The 22,876-nt window shown below is 62.0% G+C and carries 26 protein-coding genes; 4 read left to right on the forward strand and 22 right to left on the reverse strand.

Translation table 11 applies throughout. The features are described 5' to 3' along the window. Positions 1-41: 41 nt before the first annotated feature. The 7 genes from RO009_00600 to tolQ all read right to left on the reverse strand — a co-directional run bounded on the left by RO009_00600 (position 42) and on the right by tolQ (position 8,698). Positions 42-3,194: a multidrug efflux RND transporter permease subunit gene (locus tag RO009_00600; GenBank protein MDT3683528.1), complete on the reverse strand. Its 3,153-nt coding sequence runs from the start codon at positions 3,192-3,194 to the stop codon at positions 42-44. A 12-nt stretch (positions 3,195-3,206) separates the two neighbouring features. Next, entirely contained in the window at positions 3,207-4,364 is a 1,158-nt protein-coding gene (locus tag RO009_00605) for an efflux RND transporter periplasmic adaptor subunit (protein MDT3683529.1), read from the reverse strand. 163 nt (positions 4,365-4,527) lie between these two features. Continuing rightward, positions 4,528-5,013: a peptidoglycan-associated lipoprotein Pal gene (pal, locus tag RO009_00610; GenBank protein ID MDT3683530.1), complete on the reverse strand. Its 486-nt coding sequence runs from the start codon at positions 5,011-5,013 to the stop codon at positions 4,528-4,530. 186 nt (positions 5,014-5,199) lie between these two features. Then, positions 5,200-6,537 (reverse strand): Tol-Pal system beta propeller repeat protein TolB, encoded by a 1,338-nt coding sequence (gene tolB / locus RO009_00615; protein ID MDT3683531.1) that lies wholly within the window; start codon positions 6,535-6,537, stop codon positions 5,200-5,202. A 42-nt stretch (positions 6,538-6,579) separates the two neighbouring features. Beyond that, positions 6,580-7,521 (reverse strand): cell envelope biogenesis protein TolA, encoded by a 942-nt coding sequence (locus tag RO009_00620; protein MDT3683532.1) that lies wholly within the window; start codon positions 7,519-7,521, stop codon positions 6,580-6,582. A gap of 7 nt (positions 7,522-7,528) precedes the next feature. Then, positions 7,529-7,978 (reverse strand): protein TolR, encoded by a 450-nt coding sequence (tolR, locus tag RO009_00625; protein ID MDT3683533.1) that lies wholly within the window; start codon positions 7,976-7,978, stop codon positions 7,529-7,531. A 9-nt stretch (positions 7,979-7,987) separates the two neighbouring features. Beyond that, positions 7,988-8,698 (reverse strand): protein TolQ, encoded by a 711-nt coding sequence (gene tolQ / locus RO009_00630; protein MDT3683534.1) that lies wholly within the window; start codon positions 8,696-8,698, stop codon positions 7,988-7,990. A gap of 339 nt (positions 8,699-9,037) precedes the next feature. On the opposite strand from tolQ, the gene RO009_00635 reads away from it, so the two are divergent. Then, entirely contained in the window at positions 9,038-9,535 is a 498-nt protein-coding gene (locus RO009_00635) for a DUF6498-containing protein (protein MDT3683535.1), read from the forward strand. Beyond that, entirely contained in the window at positions 9,532-9,753 is a 222-nt protein-coding gene (locus RO009_00640; GenBank protein MDT3683536.1) for a DUF6498-containing protein, read from the forward strand. Before RO009_00635 ends, RO009_00640 begins: the two co-directional genes overlap by 4 nt. Positions 9,754-9,855: 102 nt before the next feature. Here RO009_00640 and RO009_00645 read toward each other — a convergent pair whose 3' ends face one another. The 11 genes from RO009_00645 to RO009_00695 all read right to left on the reverse strand — a co-directional run bounded on the left by RO009_00645 (position 9,856) and on the right by RO009_00695 (position 17,664). Continuing rightward, entirely contained in the window at positions 9,856-10,323 is a 468-nt protein-coding gene (locus RO009_00645) for a DUF2852 domain-containing protein (GenBank protein ID MDT3683537.1), read from the reverse strand. A 106-nt stretch (positions 10,324-10,429) separates the two neighbouring features. Further along, positions 10,430-11,071 (reverse strand): TetR/AcrR family transcriptional regulator, encoded by a 642-nt coding sequence (locus RO009_00650; GenBank protein ID MDT3683538.1) that lies wholly within the window; start codon positions 11,069-11,071, stop codon positions 10,430-10,432. A gap of 61 nt (positions 11,072-11,132) precedes the next feature. Beyond that, positions 11,133-11,705, reverse strand: coding sequence for a methylated-DNA--[protein]-cysteine S-methyltransferase (locus RO009_00655; protein MDT3683539.1), 573 nt, complete (start codon positions 11,703-11,705; stop codon positions 11,133-11,135). 9 nt (positions 11,706-11,714) lie between these two features. Continuing rightward, positions 11,715-12,191: a tol-pal system-associated acyl-CoA thioesterase gene (gene ybgC, locus RO009_00660; protein ID MDT3683540.1), complete on the reverse strand. Its 477-nt coding sequence runs from the start codon at positions 12,189-12,191 to the stop codon at positions 11,715-11,717. 28 nt (positions 12,192-12,219) lie between these two features. Beyond that, entirely contained in the window at positions 12,220-13,512 is a 1,293-nt protein-coding gene (locus RO009_00665) for an NUDIX domain-containing protein (GenBank protein MDT3683541.1), read from the reverse strand. A 26-nt stretch (positions 13,513-13,538) separates the two neighbouring features. After that, entirely contained in the window at positions 13,539-14,588 is a 1,050-nt protein-coding gene (ruvB, locus tag RO009_00670; GenBank protein MDT3683542.1) for a Holliday junction branch migration DNA helicase RuvB, read from the reverse strand. 1 nt (position 14,589) lies between these two features. Next, positions 14,590-15,012, reverse strand: a complete 423-nt coding sequence (locus RO009_00675; GenBank protein MDT3683543.1) for a cytidine deaminase — start codon at positions 15,010-15,012, stop codon at positions 14,590-14,592. A 27-nt stretch (positions 15,013-15,039) separates the two neighbouring features. Continuing rightward, positions 15,040-15,657 carry a Holliday junction branch migration protein RuvA gene (gene ruvA / locus RO009_00680; GenBank protein ID MDT3683544.1) on the reverse strand — a complete coding sequence of 206 codons (618 nt, stop codon included), beginning with the start codon at positions 15,655-15,657 and terminating at the stop codon, positions 15,040-15,042. Continuing rightward, positions 15,654-16,205, reverse strand: a complete 552-nt coding sequence (locus RO009_00685; protein MDT3683545.1) for a DUF3592 domain-containing protein — start codon at positions 16,203-16,205, stop codon at positions 15,654-15,656. Before RO009_00685 ends, ruvA begins: the two co-directional genes overlap by 4 nt. Beyond that, a complete protein-coding gene (gene ruvC / locus RO009_00690; protein MDT3683546.1) occupies positions 16,202-16,711 on the reverse strand; it encodes a crossover junction endodeoxyribonuclease RuvC in 510 nt (169 codons plus the stop codon). The genes RO009_00685 and ruvC overlap by 4 nt, the downstream gene beginning before the upstream one ends. A gap of 32 nt (positions 16,712-16,743) precedes the next feature. After that, on the reverse strand, positions 16,744-17,664 hold the full coding sequence (locus tag RO009_00695; GenBank protein MDT3683547.1) for a DMT family transporter: 921 nt from the start codon (positions 17,662-17,664) through the stop codon (positions 16,744-16,746). 215 nt (positions 17,665-17,879) lie between these two features. Here RO009_00695 and RO009_00700 point away from each other — a divergent pair, with 215 nt between their 5' ends. Together RO009_00700 and RO009_00705 are read left to right on the forward strand one after the other, a co-directional pair. Continuing rightward, on the forward strand, positions 17,880-18,623 hold the full coding sequence (locus RO009_00700; GenBank protein MDT3683548.1) for a sulfite exporter TauE/SafE family protein: 744 nt from the start codon (positions 17,880-17,882) through the stop codon (positions 18,621-18,623). Between the two features lie 101 nt (positions 18,624-18,724). Next, positions 18,725-19,504 (forward strand): sulfite exporter TauE/SafE family protein, encoded by a 780-nt coding sequence (locus RO009_00705; GenBank protein MDT3683549.1) that lies wholly within the window; start codon positions 18,725-18,727, stop codon positions 19,502-19,504. 4 nt (positions 19,505-19,508) lie between these two features. Here the strand turns inward: RO009_00705 and RO009_00710 are convergent, their stop codons facing one another. The 4 genes from RO009_00710 to RO009_00725 form a co-directional block, all read right to left on the reverse strand. After that, positions 19,509-20,255 carry a YebC/PmpR family DNA-binding transcriptional regulator gene (locus tag RO009_00710; protein MDT3683550.1) on the reverse strand — a complete coding sequence of 249 codons (747 nt, stop codon included), beginning with the start codon at positions 20,253-20,255 and terminating at the stop codon, positions 19,509-19,511. A 102-nt stretch (positions 20,256-20,357) separates the two neighbouring features. Beyond that, positions 20,358-21,350 carry an MBL fold metallo-hydrolase gene (locus RO009_00715; GenBank protein ID MDT3683551.1) on the reverse strand — a complete coding sequence of 331 codons (993 nt, stop codon included), beginning with the start codon at positions 21,348-21,350 and terminating at the stop codon, positions 20,358-20,360. 110 nt (positions 21,351-21,460) lie between these two features. Further along, positions 21,461-22,282 (reverse strand): TIGR00282 family metallophosphoesterase, encoded by an 822-nt coding sequence (locus RO009_00720; protein ID MDT3683552.1) that lies wholly within the window; start codon positions 22,280-22,282, stop codon positions 21,461-21,463. Further along, positions 22,283-22,876 carry a 5-formyltetrahydrofolate cyclo-ligase gene (locus RO009_00725; protein MDT3683553.1) on the reverse strand — a complete coding sequence of 198 codons (594 nt, stop codon included), beginning with the start codon at positions 22,874-22,876 and terminating at the stop codon, positions 22,283-22,285. It lies immediately after the preceding gene.

The raw sequence follows: 22,876 nt of genomic DNA on the forward strand, positions 1-22,876 counted from the left end.
GCTGCGACCAAATTGTGACTGTTTTCAAGGCTCTGAAGCGCCTATTCGGCGGGTTTGGCCGCCGCGGCCGACGCCTTTTTGCGGCTCGCCCGCCATTCCTCAAAGCGCTGGACCATAACGAACATCGAGGGAACAAACAGCACAGCCAGCAGCGTCGAGGCGAGCATGCCGCTAAACACGGTGAGGCCGATCGACTTGCGGGCGCTGGCCCCTGCCCCCGTCGCCAGCACCAGCGGGATCATGCTGATAATGAAGGCAAAGGAGGTCATCAGAATGGCACGGAAGCGCGCCTGCGCCGCACCGACCGCGGCTTCAGTCAAGTCATGTCCGTGGAAGCGACGCAACTCGCGCGCCACTTCAACGATCAGGATGGCGTTCTTGGCGGCGAGCGCGATCAGCAGCACCAGTCCGATCTGCACATAGAGATTGTTGTCGACGCCGAGACTCTTGAAGGCAATGACCGGACCGACCAGCGCAAGCGGGACGGAGAGAATGATGGAAACCGGCGCGTACCAGCTTTCATATTGCCCGGCCAGCACCAGATAGACCAGCAACATCGCGAGCGCGAAGACATAATAAAGCTGATTGCCGACCGCCTTCTCCTGATAGGACATGGCCGTCCATTCAAAGCCCGTGCCCGGCGGCAGCGTGCGATCCGCGACTTGCTCCATCAGTCGGATCGCCTCACCGGACGAGAAGCCCGCCGCCGGCAACCCGATCACCGTGGATGCCGGATAAAGATTGTAGAGCGTGATCAGCGACGGACCGACCACCGGCGTAATATTCACCAGCGTACCGAGCGGGATCATAGACCCCTGCTGATTGCGGACAGATAGTTGTCCGATGTCGGACGCGCGCACCCTGAATTGCGAATCCGCCTGGACATAAACCTGGAATGTTCGTCCGAACTTGTTGAACTGAGCGACATAACTCGAGCCGAGATAACTCGCGATCGTCTGGAAGACCTGGTCGACCGAGACCTGCAGCGATTGCGCCTTGGTGCGATCGACCTCGACCGCCAATTGCGGTACGTCGGAGCGGAACGATGTCGAAACCCGCTGCAGGCCGCTCTGGCTCTGCGCGTTGCTGACGATCATGTTGGTCACGGCCTGCAGCTTGGTGAAATCAAAGGAGCCGTCGCGCAACTGGACCATCATGGTGAAGCCGGCGGCATTGCCGATGCCTTGAATCGGCGGCGGCGGCAGCACATTGATCTTGGCGCCCATGATCTGGTCGAATTCGCGATTGAGGCGCGTGAACAATGGCAAAAGCTGCTCATCCGCGCCGCGCTCGCCCCAGTCCTTCAGCACTATATAGACGACACCCGCATTCGCCAGCGTTGCATTGTTATCGAGTGCGGAAATGCCGGCGATCGACAACACCTTGTCGACACCGGGCGTCTTGCGCGCGATCTCGGCGACCTGTTGCAAAGTCTTGTCCGTGCGTTCGAGCGACGCGCCGTCAGGCAATTGCACGGTGGCGAGCAAATAGCCCTGATCCTCGATCGGCAGGAAGCCGGTTGGAATGCGCGACAGGCCGTAAACCGCTCCGCCGATGATCGCGAGCGCAACCAGACACGCGATGCCGGCATGATGAGCCATACGGCGGACAAGGCCGGCATAAGCGCGCTCGCAGCGGTCATAGATCGCGTTGAATCCGCGATAGACCATATTGCGCTGCTCCGGCGGCACCGGCCGACGCAGCCAGAGCGCGCATTGCGTCGGCTTCAAGGTCGCCGCGTTGATCGCACTCAGAAGCGCGGTCGCCGCAATCACCAGCGCAAACTGGGCATACATCTGGCCGGTCAGACCAGGCAGAAAGGCCGCCGGGATAAAAACCGACATCAGGACGAGCGTGATGCCGATGATCGGGCCAAATAGCTGGTCCATCGCCTTGATCGCGGCATCATGACCGGACATACCCTGCTCGATGTTGTGAGCCGCTCCTTCCACCACCACAATTGCGTCGTCGACCACGATGCCGATAGCCAGTACGATCGCGAACAGCGTCGACAGATTGACGGTGAAACCGAGCGCGGCCATCGCCGCGAAAGCGCCGATGATGGTGACCGGCACCGTCGTTGCCGGGACCAGCGTCGCGCGCCAGTTTTGCAGGAAGAACAGGATCACCAGCAGCACTAGAATGGCCGCTTCGATCAGGGTTTTGTAGACTTCCTTGATCGATTCATTGACGAATTTTGTGGTATCGAAAGGAATGTCGTAGACGAGCCCCTCCGGGAACGCCTTGGCAAGTTGCGCCATCTTGGCGTCGACCGCCGTCTTCACATTCAGCGCGTTCGCGCCGGGCGACTGGAAGATGCCGAGCGCAGCGGCCGGCTGACCGTTCAGCGTGAAGGTCTGACCATAGGTCTGGGCGCCCAGTTCGACACGCCCGACATCTTTGACGCGCGTGATCTCACCGTTGCCGCCGGTCTTGACAATGACATCGGCGAATTCCCCCACCTCGCTGAGACGGCCGGCGATATCGATGGTGTACTGGAAATTCTGATCGCCTCGTGTGGGAGGCATACCGATCTGCCCCGCCGTGACCTGCTGGCTCTGCCCCTGCAGCGCCTGGATCACGTCCTGCGGCGTCAGTGATCGCGCCTGTAGCTTGTTCGGGTCGAGCCAGACCCGCATCGAATATTGCCCAGCGCCGAACACATTGACACTGCCGACGCCCGGCACGCGGGAGAGCTCATCGCGCAGGCTGATGGTCGCGTAATTGGCGAGATAGAGGCTGTCATATTCACCCTTCGGCGAACTGAGCGTCACGAACATCAGGATCGCGGTGGATTTCTTCTGCACCGTGACGCCTTGCGCCTGCACCGCCTGCGGCAGTGACGACAGCGCGCTCGACACCCGGTTCTGCACCAGCACCTGCGCGAAGTTCAGATCGACGCCGATTCTGAACGTCACCGTCAGCGTGTAGCTTCCGTCGGCGGCGCTGGTGGACTGCATGTAGAGCATGTCCTCGACGCCGTTGACCTGCTGCTCGATCGGCAGCGCGACGGTGTCGACCACGGTGCGTGCGCTTGCGCCCGGATAGCGGGTCGTGACCTGGACAGTCGGCGGCGTGACATTCGGATATTGGGCGACCGGCAGATTCAACAGCGACACCAGGCCGATCACGACCATCAGGATCGCCAGGACATTCGCAAGGACCGGCCGTTCGATGAAGAACTTCGAGATCATCGCTTGCCCAGATCAGTTTGACGGCTTGGCCTGAGCCGTCTGCATTTTCGGGTCCACCTTCTGGCCTGGGATGGCGCGCAGCACGCCGTCCACCACCACGCGATCGTCGGGCTTCAACCCCTTTTCGATCACCCGCATAGTATCGACCACAAATCCGGGCTCGACCTTGCGCTGCTCGACAATGTTGTCGGCGTTGACAACCAGCACATAGCGGCCGGCCTGATCGCTGCCGATCGCAACTTCTGGCACCAGCAAGGCTTCCTTCGATTCCAGCGGCACGCGCACGCGGACGAAATATCCGGGCAGCAATTCATGCTTGGGATTTTCGATAACGCCGCGCGCGGCCAGCGTTCCGGTCGACGGGTCAACCGTGGGTGCCGCGTAATCCAGCGTGCCCTTATGCGGATAACCGCTCTCCGTCTGCAGTCCGACCTCGACCGGCACCTGTTTGAGATCGGCCGCCGTCAGGCCGCGGCGAGCCAGGTTGGCGCGTACCCGCTGTACGTCCTGCTCTGACACATTGAAATTCACCCAGATTGGATCGAGCTGCACGATAGTCGCGAGCTTGGTCGGTGACCCGCTGGCTCCGACATATTCGCCGACCGACACCTGCCGCGCAGTCACCACGCCGTCGAACGGAGCCTCCACGAGGCTGTAACCGTAATTGATAGCGGCAGTCGCCGTGTTGACGTGCGCCTGATCGACATTCGACTTGTCGGTGTCGCGCTGCGCCAGCGCCTTGTCGTAATTTGCCTGCGTGGACACACCGCGTGTTTGCAGATCCTGCTGACGCTTGAATTCCGCTTCCGATTGAACGAGGGCGGCATTGGCGCCGGCCTCGGCCGCCTTCGCTTGCTCGAGCTTGAGCTTGTAAGGCTCACGCTCGATGGCAAATAGCGGCGCCCCTTTCTTCACAGTGGCGCCGTCCTTGTAATCAATCGCCTCGACAAAGCCGGCCACCCGCGCCACGAGGTCGACGGTGTTGACCGATGCAAGGCTGCCGGTCGCTTCGAGATAGCCGGTGACCTTTTGCTGAACCGGATTGGCGACCGCGACCTGGGGCGGTGGCGGGGCGACATATTGGTTGCTCTCTTCGCAGGCGGCGAGCAGCGCCAGAGCGGCGAAGGCCGGGAGGGTGGTGCGGAAAAGCGGTCTTGGGCGGTCTTTCATCCCGCAACGATTCACCGGCGATGGAACTTTGGCAAGCGGCCAGAGGGCGGCCGCCAAAAGTGTCACCACCCCTTTTAACATTGCGGGGGCCAGCAAACGACCTGCCGTCCGATACCCCCATTCGGGGTATCGAGCGGCAATCAGATGTCAGGTTGACGGCGCGTCAGGAACTGGCGTTGAGAACGGTGACCACGCGGCGGTTCTGCGACCAGCAAGAAATGTTGTCGCAAACCGCGACCGGGCGCTCCTTGCCATAGGAGATGGTGCGCATGCGCTGCGGGGAGACGCCGCGCGAGGCCATATATTCACGCACGGTCTGTGCGCGGCGGGCGCCGAGCGCGATGTTGTATTCACGCGTGCCGCGTTCGTCGGCATGCCCTTCCAGCGTGAACGTGTACTGGCTGTAGCGCTGCAGCCACTGCACCTGGGAATCGAGAGTTGCGCGCGCCTGCGGAGTCAATTCGGAAGAATCCGTCTCGAAGAAGACTCGATCGCCGACATTGACGACAAAGTCCTGCTGGCTGCCAGGCGTCGCCGCGCCGGCGGCCCCGACCTGGTCAGTCTTGTTCGCGCAGGCGGAGACGACGAGCGAAGCCGCCAACATTGTCACCAGGCCAAACGCGCGGAGCAATCGACTGGCACGAGTCATTCCGGTGCCTCCATTCTCGAAGTCTTACCGAACCCTTTCCTCCCGTCTAATCCTCGTTCGTTAAACGAACGTTCCATCAACCTTGACGAGGCCTTGAAACGCAGAGGAAAAACGCAGGAAACTTATAAAGCTTTTGGGATGGTTACCTATGCGTTAACGCCAAAATTGGGGCGAAGACGGAAGAAATCACGACAAAAGCGGCGACCAGGCCGGATCCGACGCGAATGAAGGCGTCGGAACCCGCTGTTCGTTGCGGCCGGTGATGTCGATTGTGTAGAGCGAGGGGCCAGAATTTCCGCCGGGATCGCGGAAGAACATGATTACGCGTCCGTTCGGCGCGAAGGTCGGGCCCTCGTTGTGGAAGCCATCGGTCAATAGACGTTCGCCGGAACCGTCGGTGCGCATGATGCCGATGCCGAACCGGCCGCCGCCCTGTTTGGTGAAGGCGATCGTGTCGCCGCGCGGAGACCAGACAGGGGTCGAATAGGTTCCTTCGCCGAAGCTGATGCGCTGCGCGTTGCCGCCGCCCGCGCTCATTACATAAATCTGCTGAGAGCCGCCGCGGTCGGATTCAAAGCAGATGCGCGTGCCGTCCGGCGAATAGGACGGCGCGGTGTCGATGGCAGGCGTCTGCGTCAGCCGCGACACCGCCTTCGAGCGCAAATCCATCACGAACAGATTGGCGTTCGAGCCCTGCTGCAGGCTCATAATCACGCGCTGTCCGTCCGGCGAGAAGCGCGGCGCGAAGGTCATGCCGGGGAAATTGCCGACGACCTCGCGCTGGCCGGTCTCGATGTTTAGCAAGAGCACCCGCGGATCGCCTTGGCCGAAAGCCATGTAGGTGATCTCCTGCGTCGACGGCGAAAAACGCGGCGTCAACACCAGTTCATCGCCGCGCGTGAGATAGCGCACATTGGCGCCGTCCTGATCCATGATGGTGAGCCGCTTGATGCGACGTTCCTTCGGACCGGATTCATCAATGAAGACCACGCGGGTGTCGAAATAACCCTTCTCGCCGGTGAGCCGTTCATAGATCGCGTCGGAAATGATGTGTCCGATGCGGCGCCAGTTGTCGGGCGACGTGAAATATTGCTGGCCGGCCTGCTGCTGGCCGGCAAACACGTCCCATAGACGGAATTCGGCTTTCAGCCGTCCATCGCCTTGCCGCGTGACGCGACCGGTGACCAAGGCCTGCGCGTTGATCGCGCGCCAGTCGGCGAAACGCGGAACGGCATCCGGGTTGGCGATCTTTTCAATATAGGCCTGCGGATCGATCGGCGCGAACAGACCGGAACGGCGTAGGTTGTTGGTGATGATGCCGGTGACATTGCGCGAGACTTCGCTGTCCGCCGGAGAACCGCCGACGAAATCCGGCAGCGCGATCGGCATCGGCTGCACATTGCCTTGCGTCACGTCCAGCTTGAGAGCGGCAAACGCACTGCCCGCATGCAATCCGGCGAAAGCGCCCGCAGTCATGCCGGCACCCATCGCCAGCATGCGCCGGCGCGTCAACTTCAAAGACATGTTCTTGGAATCCCAACCGCTCATCGGTTTCAATCTGTCACTTCATCCGCGGAACAGCATATCACGCGGATCGAACGTGACCTCGATATCCTTCCAGGTCTCGTAAGTTTGCGGCCTGAGCATGTCGAAGGGTTGGCCGCGGAAAATAGCACGGATCGCACTGTCGCGGGCAGATTCGAACATCGGACCGCGGCCGCTGGTCAAGACCGAAGGCGGTCCGGCGAGCGTGCCATCCGGCCGCAGCAATACGCGCACACGAATGACCATGTCGCCGGCATTGCGGATGCCGATCGGCGGGTTCCAGAGCTGGATCAGGCGGGCGCGCAATGCATCAAGCTCGCTCTGCGAGAGTTCCGGCGCATTGGCGCCCGGCGCACCGAGCGAGGCGGTGCGGTTGATGGTGTCGCCGGTCGCAGCATGACGCTGCGGATCGCGCTTATCAAGCAGAGCTGCAACCTGTGCGGGATCGAATTTCGGCGGTTGCGGCTTTGGCGGCTTCTTTTGCGGCAACGGAACATTCTTCGCCTCGGCCTTGGCCTCAGTCGGCTTCTCTTCCGGCTTCTTTTTTTCTTCTTTCTTCAGCGCCTCGGCGATCGGATCGGCCTTGGGCTCCGGATTTTTTTGCTCGGCCTTTTCCGGCTTCGGCGCCGGCTCAGGCTTGGGCTCGGCCTTTTTCGGCTCAGGCGTCGGAGGCGGCGGGGTCGCCTCCTTCGGCGTTACGATTTCCTGTTTCTCGGTCAGCTTCTCCGCCTGTTCGAGGACAGGCTTTTTCTCGCCCTGTTTCTCGACCAGCGGCTTCGGCATTTCCTGCTTCTGGGCGTTGCGCACGCCCTCGGTCATTTTCGAGAATTCGGTGGCGGAGACGAAATCGACCGGGATCGATTCGGCGCCCGCATTTTCCAGCGGTTTCACGTCGAATACGAGCACGGCCCACAGCAAGACGCCGACATGGGCTGCCGCGGATATAGTGGTCCCCGTCTTCATCCCCCGATCAGGATCCTTGCTCCACCTCGGTGACCAGCGCGACGCGCCGGAATCCGGCCGCCGACAGGCGTCCCATCACACGCATTACCGTCCCATAGTCAACCTTGCGATCCCCGCGGACGTAAATCCGCTCGTCCATGCCGCCGCGCGCCTCGGTCACCGCCTTGAGCTTGGGAATAAGCTCCTCAACCGAAATCTCGCTGTCCTGCAGGAAAACCTTGCCCTTCTCGTCGACCGAAACCGCGAGCGGCTCCTTGTCCTGATCCATGCTCTTGGCTTGGGTCTGCGGCAGGTCGATCGGCACCCCGACAGTCAGGAGCGGCGCCGAGACCATGAAGATGATCAGCAGCACCAGCATGACGTCGACCATCGGGGTGACGTTGATCTCCGCCATGACCGGCTTGCGGCTGTGCCTGCGACGGCCACCCACCCCCGCGCTGCCATTGTTCATGCCCATGGCTGACCCTTATCCCCGCTCATCGATCTGGCGCGACAGAATAGCCGAGAACTCGTCCGCGAAACCCTCCAGCCGCTGCGACTGCTTGTTCACCTCGGCCACGAACTTGTTATAGAAAATCGTCGCCGGAATGGCGGCAACAAGGCCGATTGCAGTCGCAAACAGCGCCTCCGCGATGCCCGGCGCCACAACAGCTAACGACGTGTTTTTTGACGCGGCAATCGACTGGAAGCTGTTCATGATGCCCCAGACGGTGCCGAACAGGCCGATGAAGGGACCGGCCGATCCCACCGTTGCCAGCACCAGCAGACGGCGTTCCAGACGTTCGATCTCGCGCGCGATGGTGACGTCCATCACCTTGTCGATGCGCATCTGCAGGCCGGCGAAAGATCGCGCCTGACCCTCGAAGCTGCGCTTCCATTCGCGCATCGCCGCCACAAACAAAGCAGCCATGGAATGCGTGGGCCGCGAGGATAGTGAACGATAAAGCTCCTCCAGCGACTGGCCCGACCAGAAGGCTTGCTCGAAACGATCCATCGCACGGCGTGTGCGATTGAATAGCAGCGTCTTGTCGATGGCGATCGCCCAGACCCAGACCGAACAGACGAGCAGTCCGAGCATCACCAGCTTGACGACCCAGTGCGCCTGCAGGAACAGGCCGAAAATGGAAAGGTCTGCGGAGACCGGCAAAGCCGACTGCGCAACGTCGGCAGGATTCATGGAATTATCCTCATCGGAAGCATCTCAATTGGCACATCATTGCGGATCGGCTCGCCCGATTCCGTGCGCCGCACCCTGCCGGACCATTGGGATCGCCGATGGCGCTCGCTGGAGCGCGCTCCGACCCGGAATTCACGATGACTTCGCCGTCCACTACAGGCGACCCACGAAATCCCCATGAAACTTGGCCAAACTAGGGCGCGTACCGGCCTTTTCAGACCGTAACCAGCGCCGATTGTGGTTAAGGAAGGGTTACAATCGTGAGACGGGAAGGGAAAGCACGATTGAACGTTTTCGGCAGTCGCGACACAAAAAAATACAATAAAAACGGGGGCTTCTTTGAATCTTTATACTCTGATCGCGCTCGCGGGCAATCTGTTCCCTCTGGCGGGCGTCCTTTACTGGAACTGGGACCCGTTCCAGATGCTGATGCTGTATTGGGTGGAGACGGTGATCGCCGCCGCTTTCGCGATTGCTCGCATCGGGACCATCCCGAAGAAATTGCTCGGCAGGATCAAGATCAACGGCGTCGAGCGCCCGGCCACGCACCGCGACCTGATCGAATTGTTCGGCTTGATGGCCGCCACGTTCATCTGCGTGCACATCCTGTTCCTGTGGCTGCTATTGTCCGGCGACTGGACCAAGACTGTGCGCGGGCCGATCAGTTTCGTGCGGGTCTTTGTTATGGAATCCGGCGCATGGATTCCGCTGCTGTTCGCATTTGTCGCGGGAGCGATCGCCTTTCTCGCTCTCCACCGAGCAAGGAACAGATCGGCGATGACAATCCCTTTTCGGAAAAGAGGCTGCTCGGCGGATTCTATTCGCGCATCATCATGATGCATCTGACGATCCTGATCGGCGGCTTCTTCGCTGTTGCGCTCGGCACGACGGGCGCGCTGATGTTCATGGTCGCGCTCAAGATTGCGATCGATTTGAGATTGCATCTGAAGAACGACTCCCGAAAATCCAAAGCCGCAAATGGCGTGACGACAGCCGCTCTCGTTCCCGCGGGGACGACGAAAGGACAAGGCATTGCCAAGCGCGACCCGGAATGACGGTTGTGGTGCCAGTTCGTAACGCTTTCGCCACAAGCTGCGCACAAAGAAAAACCGCCCGCAGCTTGCGCCGCAGACGGTTTCAGAACGCTGAAACCCGGATCACGATTGGGGGGCAGGTGGTGAATTATCCGAGGCTCGGCGGCGTTCGGCCATGAACTGGTCGAATTCGGATTTGTCTTTCGCGAAACGCAGGCGCTCCAGGAATTCCTGGAATTCGCGCTGCTCGTCTTCGAGGCGGCGCAGCGTTTCCGCGCGATAATCATCGAACGCCTTGTTGCCGGACGACGGCGGCTGCCAGAAACCGCCGCTGCGCATGCGGTCCATCTTTGCCTGCATGCGATCCACCTTGTGCTGCCAGCGCTCCATCCCGCGATATCCGCATCCCATTGATCTGCTCCAAATCATGAAGGCCAATGCCGCGAGGCCGATCGGCCACCACAGCAGAAAGCCGATAAAGACGAGGGCGATGACCGCCGGCTTCGGCAATCCCGCGGCACGTCTTTCCCATTCACTGAACTGGGCGGCCCAGCCTGTATCGGCGGTGCCGGCTGTGGTGCCTGTTGCCATCCTGGTCTCCCTGTGAGGCATGTGAATGTTAATAACATTAACATAGAGCAGAGAGGCTGCTCGGTCAAGGACGGGCGGGCGATTTTTTTGAGACCGCGGGGCGGGATCAGGCCTGGCCGCCGAGACCGAGACCCTTGAGATAGATAAGCGCCTCGGCTTCCAACAGGTCCTCGGCCGACATTGGCAGCTTGCGCTGCGACCCCTCGCCGCGCGCGAAAAGGGACGCGATACCGTGCGACATCGACCAGATATGCAGCGCCATCATCAGCGCAGGCGGGCGCTCCTTGCTCGGCAAGGCGCCAGCCAGGACCTCGCAGGCATTGCGGACGATCGCGAAGGCGCGATCGCCTGCCGCGCGCAGCTCGGGGGTCGCGTCCATCGGAATGCCGGCCTCGAACATCGCCGAATAGAAGGCCGGTTCCTCGCGTGCGAAGGCGAGATAGGCCTTGCCGACGCGCTGGAATGCAGTAGGTGGATTCGGCTTCCCCTCGTCCCAGGCGCGCGAGAGACGCTCCTCGAAGGCCACGAATCCTCGCAGCGCGACATCCGACAACAAGTCTTCCCGGTCGCGATAATGGCGATACGGCGCCGCCGCGCTTACGCCCGCCCAACGCGCAGCATCCGCGAAGGTGAAGCCGGCAGGCCCCTTCTCCGCGATCAGTTCGAGCGCGGCGCGCACCAAGGCTTCCTTCAGGTTGCCGTGATGATAGCCGCGCGGGCCGCGTCCGCCATGTTTTGACCAGACCATGTAAAGGGCATTTACATCAGTCGGCCGGCTGCGTCGATGGCATGGCCATCAGCCGCGCGCATTATCGCTGCGGCGGCCCTTGCAGCGGCAAGCGATCGAAGAGTGTCGGGCCGCCGGGCTGCGCACCTTCGATCGTGAGCAGGCGCAACTTGGTGACGGTTCCGCCAGGCGCAGAAAAGCCGCCGGTTCTGCCGCCGGCGGCCAGCACGCGATGACAGGGAATGATCAGCGGGATTGGATTTTCGCCGAGCGCCTGTCCGACCGCGCGCGCCAGCGATTTGTCGCCAAGACGCTCGGCAACTTCGCCATAGGTCAGCGTCGAGCCGGGCGGGATTGAACGCGCGACCGCATAGACCTTACGATTGAACGCCGACAGACCTTCAAGATCGAGCGCAACAGCGGCGAGATCGCTCGCTTTGCCTTCGAGCAGCGCCGTCATTCCGGCGATGGCCTGCGTCACGCTGTGCGGCGGGTCTGTTTCCAGGGCGCCCGGGAAACGCTTGCGCACACACTCGTGGGTTGCGTGCCCGTCCCGTTCCAGAAGCTGCACGCCAACGATGCCGCGCCCGCTCCAGATCACGGCGCAAGCGCCGACGGCGGTGTCGAACAGCGCAAAGGCAAGACTAGCTGTCATGCCTTCAAGTTAAGGCGCGTGACCGATTTTTCCACCCGCTTCCTGATCCGCCTTCATCGCAATGCGCAGCGGCTTCGGGATCGGCTTGGCGCGACCGTTGGAGACGAAGGCAACGCGCACATGCGCCTCCACCAACAGCTCGTCGTCGCGCATCACGCGCTGGTGCAGAGTGACCGACGCGCCTTTCACCTCCGAGGGTTCGGTGACGACATGCAGGATATCGTCCATCACCGCCGGCTTGTAGAAATCGAGCGTCATCGAGCGCACGACAAAGGCAAATCCCGGCGCTTCCTTTTCCGTTTCCTCGAACAGCTTGCGATGATCGGCGCCGATCAGCCGCAGATAATTGGTGCGGCCGCGCTCCATGAAGCGCAGGTAATTGGCGTGATAGACGATGCCGGAGAAGTCGGTGTCTTCGTAATAGACCCGCACTGGCTGGATGTGCCGGCCGTCGCAGATTTCGCCGTCGAGATGTGTTGTCGTCACTGCTCCGGGCTCCGAGGCGGGCCCAGGCTCAGTTGTCCCAATGCCGCCCTTGAATGATCGCGTCGAGCCGCGCCTTGAGCGGCTCAGGCTCGCTCCAATACCACACTCCGCCGAGCAGCCAACGAACCTTGTCATCGGCATTGGCTTCCCGCTTGATCCGATCGATGGTGTCCATGCTGATGACGTCTTCCAGCAAGCCCGCGGCCAAGAGACCAAGCAGGCTTTGGTCCTGCTCAATCTTCAAAATTTCCAGAATCAGGTCGATCACCATGTCCGGATTGCATTTCAGCAGCCCGCTTTCATGGCCGCGGAGGGCGTGCCAATTGTCGTCGCGATCCTTGTTGGACTTGCTGTGCTGCTCAACCCATGCGCGCGCGAGTTCGGCAACGGACATGGACTCAAACGAAATCGGCGCTGTTCGCAGAGCATGGGCATCCTGAGCGGCCCGCCAGCCGTGCTCATCCGCCACTGCCGCCAAACGCGCCTTGATCGAGTCGTCCGTTGCCCACCAATACGCGCCGCCCAGGAGCCAGCGCAGCCTCTCATTCGTGCGCGCCTCCTGCTCGATGCGATCGACGAGCAGCGCGGAATGACGATTCACAAGAGGGGCGAACACGCGCCGACCCAGTTCGAGCAGCAACGCATCTTCTGCGCCAGATCTCAGGACTTCGAGCAGCATTTCGAAGCCACGCTCGGGCTGACGGTGCGGAAGATGATCAAAATAGACCAGTTCCTTCCAGTTTTCCCCTGTCCGATCCTTCACGCCGAAGCATTGCAATTCCTGCCAGCGCGCAGCGAGAGACTTGACTGGCATCTCATCGAGTTTCCGAGACACGTCGTCCGGCACAGTCGCGCCCGGGATCGGCTCAGTCGACCATTTCCCGGCGTCGTCGACGAAACTCATGGCAGCCTCTGCGGAACGTCCCGAAGTTAGTGTCGGGAGTCCGCAAAAGGTTCGATCTATGGCCAGCGGCAGAACGTGGTCGCGCGTCAGCGGGGCCAGCAGCTGCGCCCCCGGGTGCGCGGGATCAACCCAGATGATCTCGTCGATTTCCGCCGCGGGCTTGATGTCGCCGGCCACTTCAACCCGGTAGACAACTGCTTTGACCTCGCGGCCAGGCTCGTTCGCGGCGGCGCAGGTGAATTCACCCAGATGGCGAACGCTGTTGGGGACGACCTTGCAACCCAGTTCTTCGCCGATCTCGCGCGCCAGCGCCACCTCGTCGGTTTCTCCAGCATCGCGTTTGCCGCCCGGCTGCATGAAGGCCTGCGTGCCGCGCTTGCGCACCAGCAGCGCCTTTCCCTCGGAATTGCGGATCAATGCGGCGACGACTTCTATCGGCGGCATCAGTCGTCCTGATCGCCGGAGAACAGGCCGAATTGCGCAGGATCGCGCGCCGGCTCGGCGAGGCCGAGATGTCTGAAAGCATGGGACGTGAGCAAGCGACCACGCGGCGTACGCTGCACGAAGCCTTTCTGGATGAGGTAAGGCTCGATGATGTCCTCTATCGCGTCGCGCGGCTCCGACAGGGCCGCCGCAATCGTCTCGACGCCGACCGGTCCACCGCCGTAATTCATCGCGATGGTGGAGAGATAACGGCGGTCCATTGCATCAAGCCCGGCATTGTCGACTTCCAAAGCACCAAGCGCCTTGTCGGCGATGGCGCGATCGATCGGCTTGTTGCCTTCGACATGGGCGAAATCGCGCAGGCGACGGAGCAGACGCCCGGCGATGCGCGGGGTGCCGCGCGCGCGGCGCGCGATCTCATTGGCGCCGTCCGGGGTAATCGCCGTGCCGAGAACGCGCGCGCCGCGCGTGACGATGTGTTCGAGTTCCTTCTCGGTGTAGAAATTCAGCCGCACCGGAATGCCAAAACGATCGCGCAGCGGATTGGTGAGAAGCCCCGCGCGCGTCGTCGCCCCGATCAGGGTGAATTTTGACAACTCGATCTTCACCGAACGGGCCGCCGGACCCTCACCGATGATCAGGTCGAGTTGAAAATCCTCCATCGCCGGATAAAGGATTTCCTCGACCTGCGGATTGAGGCGATGGATCTCGTCAATGAAGAGCACGTCACGCTCTTCGAGATTGGTGAGCAAGGCCGCCAGATCCCCGGCTTTCGCAATCACGGGACCCGAGGTCGCCCGGAAATTCACGCCCATCTCGCGCGCCATGATCTGCGCCAGCGTGGTCTTGCCGAGGCCGGGGGGACCGACGAACAATACATGGTCGAGCGCTTCCTTGCGCTCGCGCGCGGCGCGGATGAAGACCTCGAGATTGGCGCGCGCCTGCTCCTGCCCGACAAATTCGGCGAGACGCTGCGGACGCAACGAGGCGTCGGCAGGATCGTCGTCCCGCTTCTCCGCCGACAGGAGCGCGCGTCCGGGAGCCGCCATGTCAGCCCGCCTGACCGCGCGTATATTTGTTCGGCAAGAGATCGGCGATCGACACAACCTCCTCGCTGTTGCCGTTCGGCACAATCACGCGCGCTTTCGCGTCATAGTCGTAGATCGTCTCCCGGCACATGCCGCACGGCGACACCACCTTGATGGTGCGGTCCGTGTCCTCCGGTTTCGGATGACGCACGGCCACAATAGTCTCAATGCCCTTGTCGCCCGCTTCGGTGATCGCGCGGCCGATGGCGATCGGCTCGGCGCAGACCGCCATGCGGCCAAGATAGGCGTCGATGTTGACGCCGGTCACGATGCGGCCCTCGCGCGTACGCAACGCCGCGCCGACCTCCTGCCAGTCGTTGCGGTAGCGCTGCCTGATTGCCTCGCGCGCGGCCTCGATCAATTCGTGGTCCTCTTTGGTCAGCATCGGTTACGCGTCTCTTCACTCTTACTTTTACTTCGCCAGTTCCTTCAGGCCGAAACGTATCAGCTTCGCGGTGTCGGCGCCCTCGCCGGCCTGCCGCGCCGCCGCCGCGATTGCGGCGGAGGCCTGCGGCTGAGCATAGCCGAGATTGATGAGAGCCGAGATAGCGTCCAGCACCGGACGCGGCGCCCGGCTCTCCTCGACGGCACCCGCCAAAGCCACCACCGCCGGATCGACATTGCTGAAGGCCGGAACCTTGTCCTTCAGCTCGGTGACAATGCGTTCGGCAACCTTGGCGCCGACGCCCGGCGCGCGCGACACCGCCGCCTTGTCGCGCAGGGCAATGGCATCTGCGAGATCGGAGGGTTTCAGCGTTCCAAGGAGCGCAAGCGCCACCTTCACGCCAACGCCTTGCACGGTCTGCAGCAGACGGAACCATTCGCGCTCATGATCGCTCGTGAAACCGAACAGCCTGATCTGGTCCTCGCGCACATGCGTCTCGATTGACAACGTCGCGGCTTCGCCCTGCGGCGGCAGCGCCTGCAGCGTGCGCGCGGAGCAATGCACCTGATAGCCGACGCCGTGCACGTCCAGGATGACGTAATCCTCGCCGTAGGAATCGATCGTGCCTTTGAGCTTGCCGATCATGTCGCCATCCGCCCGATGCCGCGCCTGACGCACCAAAGAACATAAAGGCCCGACAGGCCCATGATCAGGCCGATGCCGAGAAACATCATCGAGGTCGCGCTTGGCCGCGGTTCCAGATAGGCGATAGCGGGATTCTCCGGATCGTAGGCAGCGCTGACTACTGCATCTTTCGGGTAACGTTCCTTGTGCTTACGCGACAGCGCAGAGTTCTGCATGCCCCACGTATAGGGCTCGATCTCTCCGCTCGTATAATCGCGGCCATTCACGCTGTAGGCATAGGCGACGTCCACGGTCGCGCGTGTATCGGTCTGGCTCGTCCCGTCCGGGCCGCGCGTCTGCGTGAGATGGATGCGCAGGTCGGAGCCGAGGATCTTCGCCTGCGTTTGCGGCCATCGCAGCGTGAGCGCGCCCATCACGCAGCCGTAAAGCCCGAGCGCAAAGGGCGTCGCCGCGATGAACAGCAGGAGCCGTCCGAAATTGCGCACGCCGCGCTGATCGCGCTTGCTGGCGCGGCGGGTCCCGTGTTCATCGACCAACGGCACGCTCATTGTGCGACAGCTCTTAACAGCGGGCTTGCGCGATGATGCGCATGACAGATGGCAATTGCGAGCGCGTCGGCCGCGTCTTCCGATTGCGGGTCGGCTTTCGGCAGCAACACGCCGATCATCACGCGGATTTGCTTCTTTTCGGCATGCCCCGCCCCAACGACGGTTTTCTTCACGAGGTTCGGCGCATATTCCGCCACTGCAAGGCCGGCGCGGGCGGGGATGAGCAGCGCAATGCCGCGCGCCTGACCGAGTTTCAGGGTGGCGCCTGCGTCCTTGTTGACGAAGGTGTTTTCCACAGCCGCCTCATCCGGCCGGAACTCTTCGATGACGCGTGCCAGCCCGTCGTGAATCGCGACCAGCCGCGTCGCCAGTTCGGCGCGTTCGCTGGTTTCCACCGAGCCGCAGGCAAGATACGAGAGGCGGTTCCCTTCGCAGGCAATGACGCCCCAACCGGTGCGGCGGAGGCCCGGGTCGATGCCGAGAATGCGAATCGATGCCTTGATCACCCCGCATTGATAACGGCCCGGTTTCGTCAGAGCTAGCCGGCTTTGTGATCGAAAGCCCCGCTCGCAAAGGCGACGCCAAAGGAAGCCGCGATAATACCAATCAGGGCCAGCGCATCCGGGACTTCGCCAAGGACCGGAACGGCCAGGATCGCAACCAAAGCCGGCAGCAGCGCTGCGAAGGCGGCCGCGCGCGAGGGCCCGAGCCGCAGGATTGCAATCGCAAACAGGATGGTCGCGACAATGCCGGAAAGGATGCCTTGCACCAGCGCCTGCAGGGTGATTTCTGCCACCCGCCCCTGCTGGATAGCGTCGATCAGCGGCATTGTTCCGAACGGCAGCATCGAAATCGCCGACCACACCGAAATCAGCGCCGTCGCTTCGAAGGCCGAGAGACCGGTCTGCCGCAGCGCGATGGTGTAGATCGCCCACAACAGGGCGCTGACCAGGATCAACACATGGCCTATCGCGTCGGTCGGCGCCGCCAGCATTTGCGGCGCGACGATCACGACAATGCCCGCAGCGATCAGAACAAATCCGGCCTTGCGCAGCGCACTCATGTGTTCGCGATAGAACAGGCCTGCAAGCAGCGCGACGAAAAGCGGCATGGTGCCTGGCAGCAACGGGCCTACCTCGGCCGCCGGCGCGAATCGCATGCCGAATGCCGCAGCCAGGAAGAATGGCGTGCCGGCACCGACAATCAGCGCGAGGAGCGCACGCGTTGAAACACCGCGCGGCATCAGTCCGGTGCGCAGCCATAGCGGCGTCAGCGCCAGAGCCGGAATGCCGTAACGCAGCAGCGCCACAATGGAAATGTCCAGGGTTTGCGCAGCGTAGCGGGTGGCGACGATCCAGCCGGCCCATATCAAGATCGCACCGAGCGCCGATGCAATGCCGATCAGCGACGGATGGTGAGATTGCCCCTTCGTGGAAGATGTCTTCGCGGCGTCCAACATCCGGCTGCAATCTCTCGCCACACCCGCATATTGCTTACGGACAGATGCGAGATGACGCAAACTGTTTCATTATCCGGAATGTCCCGCAATAAATCACACCAATAAATCTGTACAAAACTGTCCGCGCCTGCCCTGGCATAAGAAACGCTGGTAGAGAGGCGTTCCCGCTGGTCCGATCCGTGTCCCAATTCCCCATCGCTGAAACTTTTTTAACTGTGATTGCCGATCCGCGCTTTCCTGTCGCGGCGGCGATTTCGATTCTGGCCGGCGGCGTGCGTGGCTTTTCCGGTTTTGGATCGGCGCTCATCTTCATTCCGCTGATGAGCGCCGTGTATGGGCCGCAGATCGCGGCGGCGACCTTTGTCAGCATCGATCTTGCGGTCGGCGCGTTCTTCGTGCCGCAGGTCTGGCGCCATGCCGATTTCCGCCAAATCCTTCCGCTGGCCGTGACAGCGGTCCTCGCCGCGCAATTCGGCACGCTGATTCTGCTCTACACCGATCCGACAGCCTTGCGCTGGGCCATCTCCACGCTGGTCGGGATCGTTGTGTTCATCCTTGCATCAGGCTGGCGCTATCACGCCCGACCAATTCTGCCCGTGACCATCTGCGTCGGCCTGCTGGCAGGCCTCCTGGGCGGCGCGGTGCAGATGTCGGGACCGCCCATCATCATCTATTGGCTGGGAAGCGCCGCCGCCGCGGCGATCGTACGTGCGAACTTCATCGTCTATTTCACGATCTTTTCGGCAGCCTCAGTGCTGACCTATGCGCTGCGCGGCCTGTTGCCGCCCGAAATTCTGGCGCTTGCCTTGCTAATCGGGCCGCTGCAGATCTTCGCCATGGCAACGGGGTCACGGCTGTTCCATCTGGCATCGGAAAAGACCTATCGCCGCGTCGCCTATCTGATCGTGGCGCTGTCTGCCATCGTCAGCATGCCGTTGTGGGGCACGCTGCTGAAATAGCACCGGAACCGGCCGTCACACATGGACGGCCTGCAAAGGCGGAAGTCGCCTGCAGCAGGGCTGTCTGCTAACCACAGTGATCTTTGGTGGGACCTATCCAGATGCTTGCAGCGCCACTGGCCGAGACCGTCACGGCGGTCGTCGCCGATCCGCGATTTGCGCTCGCCGTCGGCGTGGCGGCGCTGTCGGGGCTCGTGCGCGGCTTTTCGGGTTTCGGCTCGGCGCTGATCTACATTCCCCTGGTCAGCGCCATCTACGAGCCACGTATCGGCGTCGTGACCTTGCTGCTGATCGACTTTGCCTGCGGCACACCCTTTGCCATCCGCGAGGCGCGGCGCTGCAACTGGGCTCAATTGCTGCCGGTCACGCTGGGCGCGGTAGCCTGCATCCCACTCGGAGCCCTCGCGTTGCAATATGCGGACCCGGTCTGGCTGCGCTGGGCGATGGCCGTGCTGGTGATGGCGCTGCTGTCGGTTCTGGCGAGTGGATGGCGTTACAGGGTAACGCCGCGGCTTCCCTACTCGCTCGCGGCTGGCGCCCTGTCCGGGCTGGGCGCAGGCGCGGTGCAAATCGCCGCGCCGCCGGTCCTGATTTACTGGCTTGGCGGATCAAGCAGCGCCATCGTGATCCGCGCCAATCTGATGGTTTATTTCATTCTGCTCGAAATCGTGTCGATCGGGACCTACTGGACCCGCGGATTGTTCACGACCGACACGATCGTGCTGGCGCTTCTGCTCGGCCCGACATTCATTCTCACGATGGCGGCCGGCGCCTGGATGTTCAAGGATTCGGCTGAGCAGACTTACCGTCGCGTCGCTTATCTAATCACCGCAATATCCGCACTATTGGCGCTGCCGATCTTTGACGGAGTGATCCGCTGACGATTCAGGCGCTCATCTTGGTCATGAGCGTGTCGGACACTTCGAAATTGGCATAGACGTTCTGCACGTCGTCATTCTCTTCGAGCGTCTCGATCAGCTTCAGCACTTTCTCGCCCTGCTCGTCATCCACCGCGAGCGTGTTCTGCGGCCTCCAGGTCAGCGCCGCCTTGCGCGGCTCGCCGAATTTCGCTTCCAGCGCCTTGGCCACTTCGGCGAGCGAATCCTGGGCGGTGTAAATGACATGGCCGTTCTCGTCGGACACGACGTCATCAGCGCCGGCGTCGATCGCGGCGTCCAATACTGCGTCGGCGCTCGCCTTGGCGGGATCGAATTCGACCACGCCCACATGATCGAACATGAAGGAAACCGCGCCGGTCTCCGCCATATTGCCGCCGCTCTTGGTGAAGGTTGCGCGCACCTCACCGGCGGTGCGGTTACGGTTGTCGGTCAGCGCCTCGACGATGATGGCGACGCCGCCGGGTCCGTAGCCCTCGTAGCGGACTTCGTCGTAGTTGTCGGTATCGGCACCCTGGCTCTTCTTGATCGCGCGCTCGATGTTGTCTTTCGGCATGTTCTCGGCGCGGGCGGCGATGATCGCGGCGCGCAGCCGCGGATTGAAATTGGGGTCGGGCAGGCCCAGTTTCGCGGCCACGGTGATTTCCCGGCCGAGTTTGGAGAACAGCTTGGCGCGCACTTTGTCCTGGCGCCCCTTGCGGTGCATGATGTTCTTGAATTGTGAATGGCCTGCCATGGACGGAACCGCTTTCTGGTGAATTCGGCGGCTTTATAAAATGATGCGACGGGAAAGGGCAATTCCCTATCCCGCCGCAGTTAACGGCTCATGCCAGCGCGGTCAGAGCGCCGTTTGCATCGGCGTCGGATAATAGCGATAGGCATCGCCTCGCTTGGCGAGATGTCCCAATCCTGGCCACGGGAAATGATAGGCAAGAAGCGGAATCCGCTGAGCCGCGAGCATATCGAACACCTTGAGCCGCGAGGCCACCGCCTGCCTGCCGTCGGTGTCGTAGGCGAATTCCAGCCGCGGTCGCTCCGGCGCCAGAATATGGTGATGGGCGATATCGCCTGCATTGCAAAGTGTCTTTCCCTGCGAGGTAATCATGAACACGGTGTGACCGACGGTATGGCCCGGTGCGGCCATCGCCTGAATGCCGGGCAGGAATTCCTGACCGTCCTTGAAGAAGACGATGCGCTCACGGTTCGGCAGCAATTGCTTACGGGTGCCGTCAACGAATGCCTTGATCGCATCAACCGACAGCTTCGCTTCGTCGGTCCAGAAATCGAAATCGGCCTGCGCCATGTAAATCTGCGCGTTGGGGAAATTGACCGCACCATTTTCGCCCAGCAGTCCCCAGCAATGATCGGGATGTGCATGCGTGACAGCGATCGCGTCGATGTCCTTTGGATCGATGCCGGCGGCCTTCAGGTTGGCGAGCAAGCGGCCGGTATCCGGGCCCATCAATTTCTGCCAGCCGGTGCCGGTGTCGAACATTACCAGCCGCTCGCCGGTATTCACCAGGAGCACATTCTGCTCGAGCTTCACATTGTCGGTCGGAAGGAAGTTATCCGCGAGCGCCTTCGTGAAATCTTCCTTGCCAACCCCGGCAAAGACATTCGATTGCGGCTCGCCAAGATGCAGCGGGCCGTCCGACAAAGCCGTCGCCTCGAAGCCGCCGATATTGAAACGATAGAAGGCCGGTGCCTGCGTGTGCAGCATCGGCGCCTTGGCGAAGGACGGCTTGGCGGCGAGCATTGCTGTTGCCGAAAGGCCGGCCAGCATGTGCCGGCGCGAAATATCGGGCCGATCAAATCGATGAGTATGTGTCATGTCGATTGTCTCTTTTGCTGAATGATTTGCGGAGCGTTACTGCTCGCGAAAAGGAATCCGAAGCCGCGACGAATTTGTGACCGCCGCATCACAACATTGCGACTGCAAAATTATTCCCAGAACACCGGCCACGCTTCTTCCAGCCGCTCGCCGAGCCGCACCGCCGCTACGCGCCGCGCGAGCCCGGTGGCATCGTCTGTTTCGACCGCGACGCCGGACAAGGTCGGCGCGCCGGTCGCGGCCTCGAATTTGGCGGACGCAATCTTGCGCAGAAAGCGGGATAGCGGCTCGTCCTTCACCATGCCAATGATGGAATCGTAGTCGCCGGTCATGCCGGCGTCGGTCATGAAGGCGGTGCCGCCCGGCAGGATCTGATGATCGGCGGTCGGTGCATGAGTGTGCGTGCCGACTACGAGCGAGACGCGGCCGTCTGCGAAATGTCCCATGGCCTGCTTTTCGCTGGTCGCCTCGGCGTGAATGTCGATCACGATCGCATCGGCTTCGCGCTTGAGCGCACAGACTTTCAACTCGTGCTCCACCGACGCGAAAGGATCGTCGAGCGGATCCATGAAGATCCGGCCCATCGCGTTGACCACAAGAACCCGCGCGCCGTTCTTGGCGTCGATCATCGCAGCGCCGCGGCCCGGCGTGCCTCTGGGAAAATTGATCGGCCGGATCAACCGCGGCGCGCGCTCAATGAAGACCAGCGCTTCGCGCTGGTCCCAGGCGTGATTGCCGAGCGTGACCGCGTCGACGCCGGCATCAACAAATTCGTTGAAGATCGTCTCGGTGATGCCGAAGCCGCCGGCGGCATTCTCGCCATTCAGCACAACAAAATCGAGCTTCCAGTCGCGGACCAGGCCGGGCAGCCGCTCATTCACAATGGCGCGGCCGGAGCGGCCGACAACATCGCCGATGAAAAGAATGCGCACTTAGCCGACACTCCGAAAATCGATCACCTCGCGCTCCGTTAGCACGAGGTCGAGCCGGGCGTCGAATGGGGTCGCGGGCACCCTGTCAATTTCCTGCGCGGCAAAGGCCACACCGATGGCAATCGTCGGCTTCATCGCGCGGATGCGGGTGATTGTCTTGTCGTAATAACCGGCACCATAGCCGATGCGATGACCGTTGCGGTCGAACGCCGCGAGCGGCACAAGCAGGATGTCAGGGAAAACTTCCGGTGCGTCGGCCTTTGGCTCACGGATGCCCCAGACGCCGGAACCAAGCTCTTCGCCGAAGGACCATGCGCGCATGGTGAGCGGCTTGCCACGGCCGGCGACCACCGGCAGCGCGAGTTGTGCGCCGGCATCTGCCAGCTTGCGCATCAGCGGGACCGGGTTGAATTCGCTCTTCATCGGCGAATAGCCGGACACGATCGCGCCTTGCGGCACGGCCATGGGAAAAGGCCGCGTGGCGATTGTTTGTGCGGCGGCTGTGCGATCGGCCGCCGGCAACGCATCGCGGCGGGTGAAAGCTTCGCGGCGAAGAGCGGCCTTGAGATCAATGGCCTCGGCAATTTCAGTCAT

The sequence above is a fragment of the Pseudorhodoplanes sp. genome (assembly GCA_032027085.1).
Lineage (GTDB): Bacteria > Pseudomonadota > Alphaproteobacteria > Rhizobiales > Xanthobacteraceae > Pseudorhodoplanes.

Excerpts from the sequence above, each read along its gene's own strand:
- RO009_00600 (MDT3683528.1), bottom strand. The coding sequence starts at position 3,194 with ATGATCTCGAAGTTCTTCATCGAACGGCCGGTCCTTGCGAATGTCCTG.
- RO009_00605 (MDT3683529.1), bottom strand. The coding sequence starts at position 4,364 with ATGAAAGACCGCCCAAGACCGCTTTTCCGCACCACCCTCCCGGCCTTC.
- pal (MDT3683530.1), bottom strand. The coding sequence starts at position 5,013 with ATGACTCGTGCCAGTCGATTGCTCCGCGCGTTTGGCCTGGTGACAATG.
- tolB (MDT3683531.1), bottom strand. The coding sequence starts at position 6,537 with ATGTCTTTGAAGTTGACGCGCCGGCGCATGCTGGCGATGGGTGCCGGC.
- RO009_00620 (MDT3683532.1), bottom strand. The coding sequence starts at position 7,521 with ATGAAGACGGGGACCACTATATCCGCGGCAGCCCATGTCGGCGTCTTG.
- tolR (MDT3683533.1), bottom strand. The coding sequence starts at position 7,978 with ATGGGCATGAACAATGGCAGCGCGGGGGTGGGTGGCCGTCGCAGGCAC.
- tolQ (MDT3683534.1), bottom strand. The coding sequence starts at position 8,698 with ATGAATCCTGCCGACGTTGCGCAGTCGGCTTTGCCGGTCTCCGCAGAC.
- RO009_00640 (MDT3683536.1), top strand. The coding sequence starts at position 9,532 with ATGATGCATCTGACGATCCTGATCGGCGGCTTCTTCGCTGTTGCGCTC.
- RO009_00645 (MDT3683537.1), bottom strand. The coding sequence starts at position 10,323 with ATGGCAACAGGCACCACAGCCGGCACCGCCGATACAGGCTGGGCCGCC.
- RO009_00650 (MDT3683538.1), bottom strand. The coding sequence starts at position 11,071 with ATGGTCTGGTCAAAACATGGCGGACGCGGCCCGCGCGGCTATCATCAC.
- RO009_00655 (MDT3683539.1), bottom strand. The coding sequence starts at position 11,705 with ATGACAGCTAGTCTTGCCTTTGCGCTGTTCGACACCGCCGTCGGCGCT.
- ruvB (MDT3683542.1), bottom strand. The coding sequence starts at position 14,588 with ATGGCGGCTCCCGGACGCGCGCTCCTGTCGGCGGAGAAGCGGGACGAC.
- RO009_00675 (MDT3683543.1), bottom strand. The coding sequence starts at position 15,012 with ATGCTGACCAAAGAGGACCACGAATTGATCGAGGCCGCGCGCGAGGCA.
- ruvA (MDT3683544.1), bottom strand. The coding sequence starts at position 15,657 with ATGATCGGCAAGCTCAAAGGCACGATCGATTCCTACGGCGAGGATTAC.
- RO009_00685 (MDT3683545.1), bottom strand. The coding sequence starts at position 16,205 with ATGAGCGTGCCGTTGGTCGATGAACACGGGACCCGCCGCGCCAGCAAG.
- RO009_00695 (MDT3683547.1), bottom strand. The coding sequence starts at position 17,664 with ATGTTGGACGCCGCGAAGACATCTTCCACGAAGGGGCAATCTCACCAT.
- RO009_00705 (MDT3683549.1), top strand. The coding sequence starts at position 18,725 with ATGCTTGCAGCGCCACTGGCCGAGACCGTCACGGCGGTCGTCGCCGAT.
- RO009_00710 (MDT3683550.1), bottom strand. The coding sequence starts at position 20,255 with ATGGCAGGCCATTCACAATTCAAGAACATCATGCACCGCAAGGGGCGC.
- RO009_00715 (MDT3683551.1), bottom strand. The coding sequence starts at position 21,350 with ATGACACATACTCATCGATTTGATCGGCCCGATATTTCGCGCCGGCAC.
- RO009_00725 (MDT3683553.1), bottom strand. The coding sequence starts at position 22,876 with ATGACTGAAATTGCCGAGGCCATTGATCTCAAGGCCGCTCTTCGCCGC.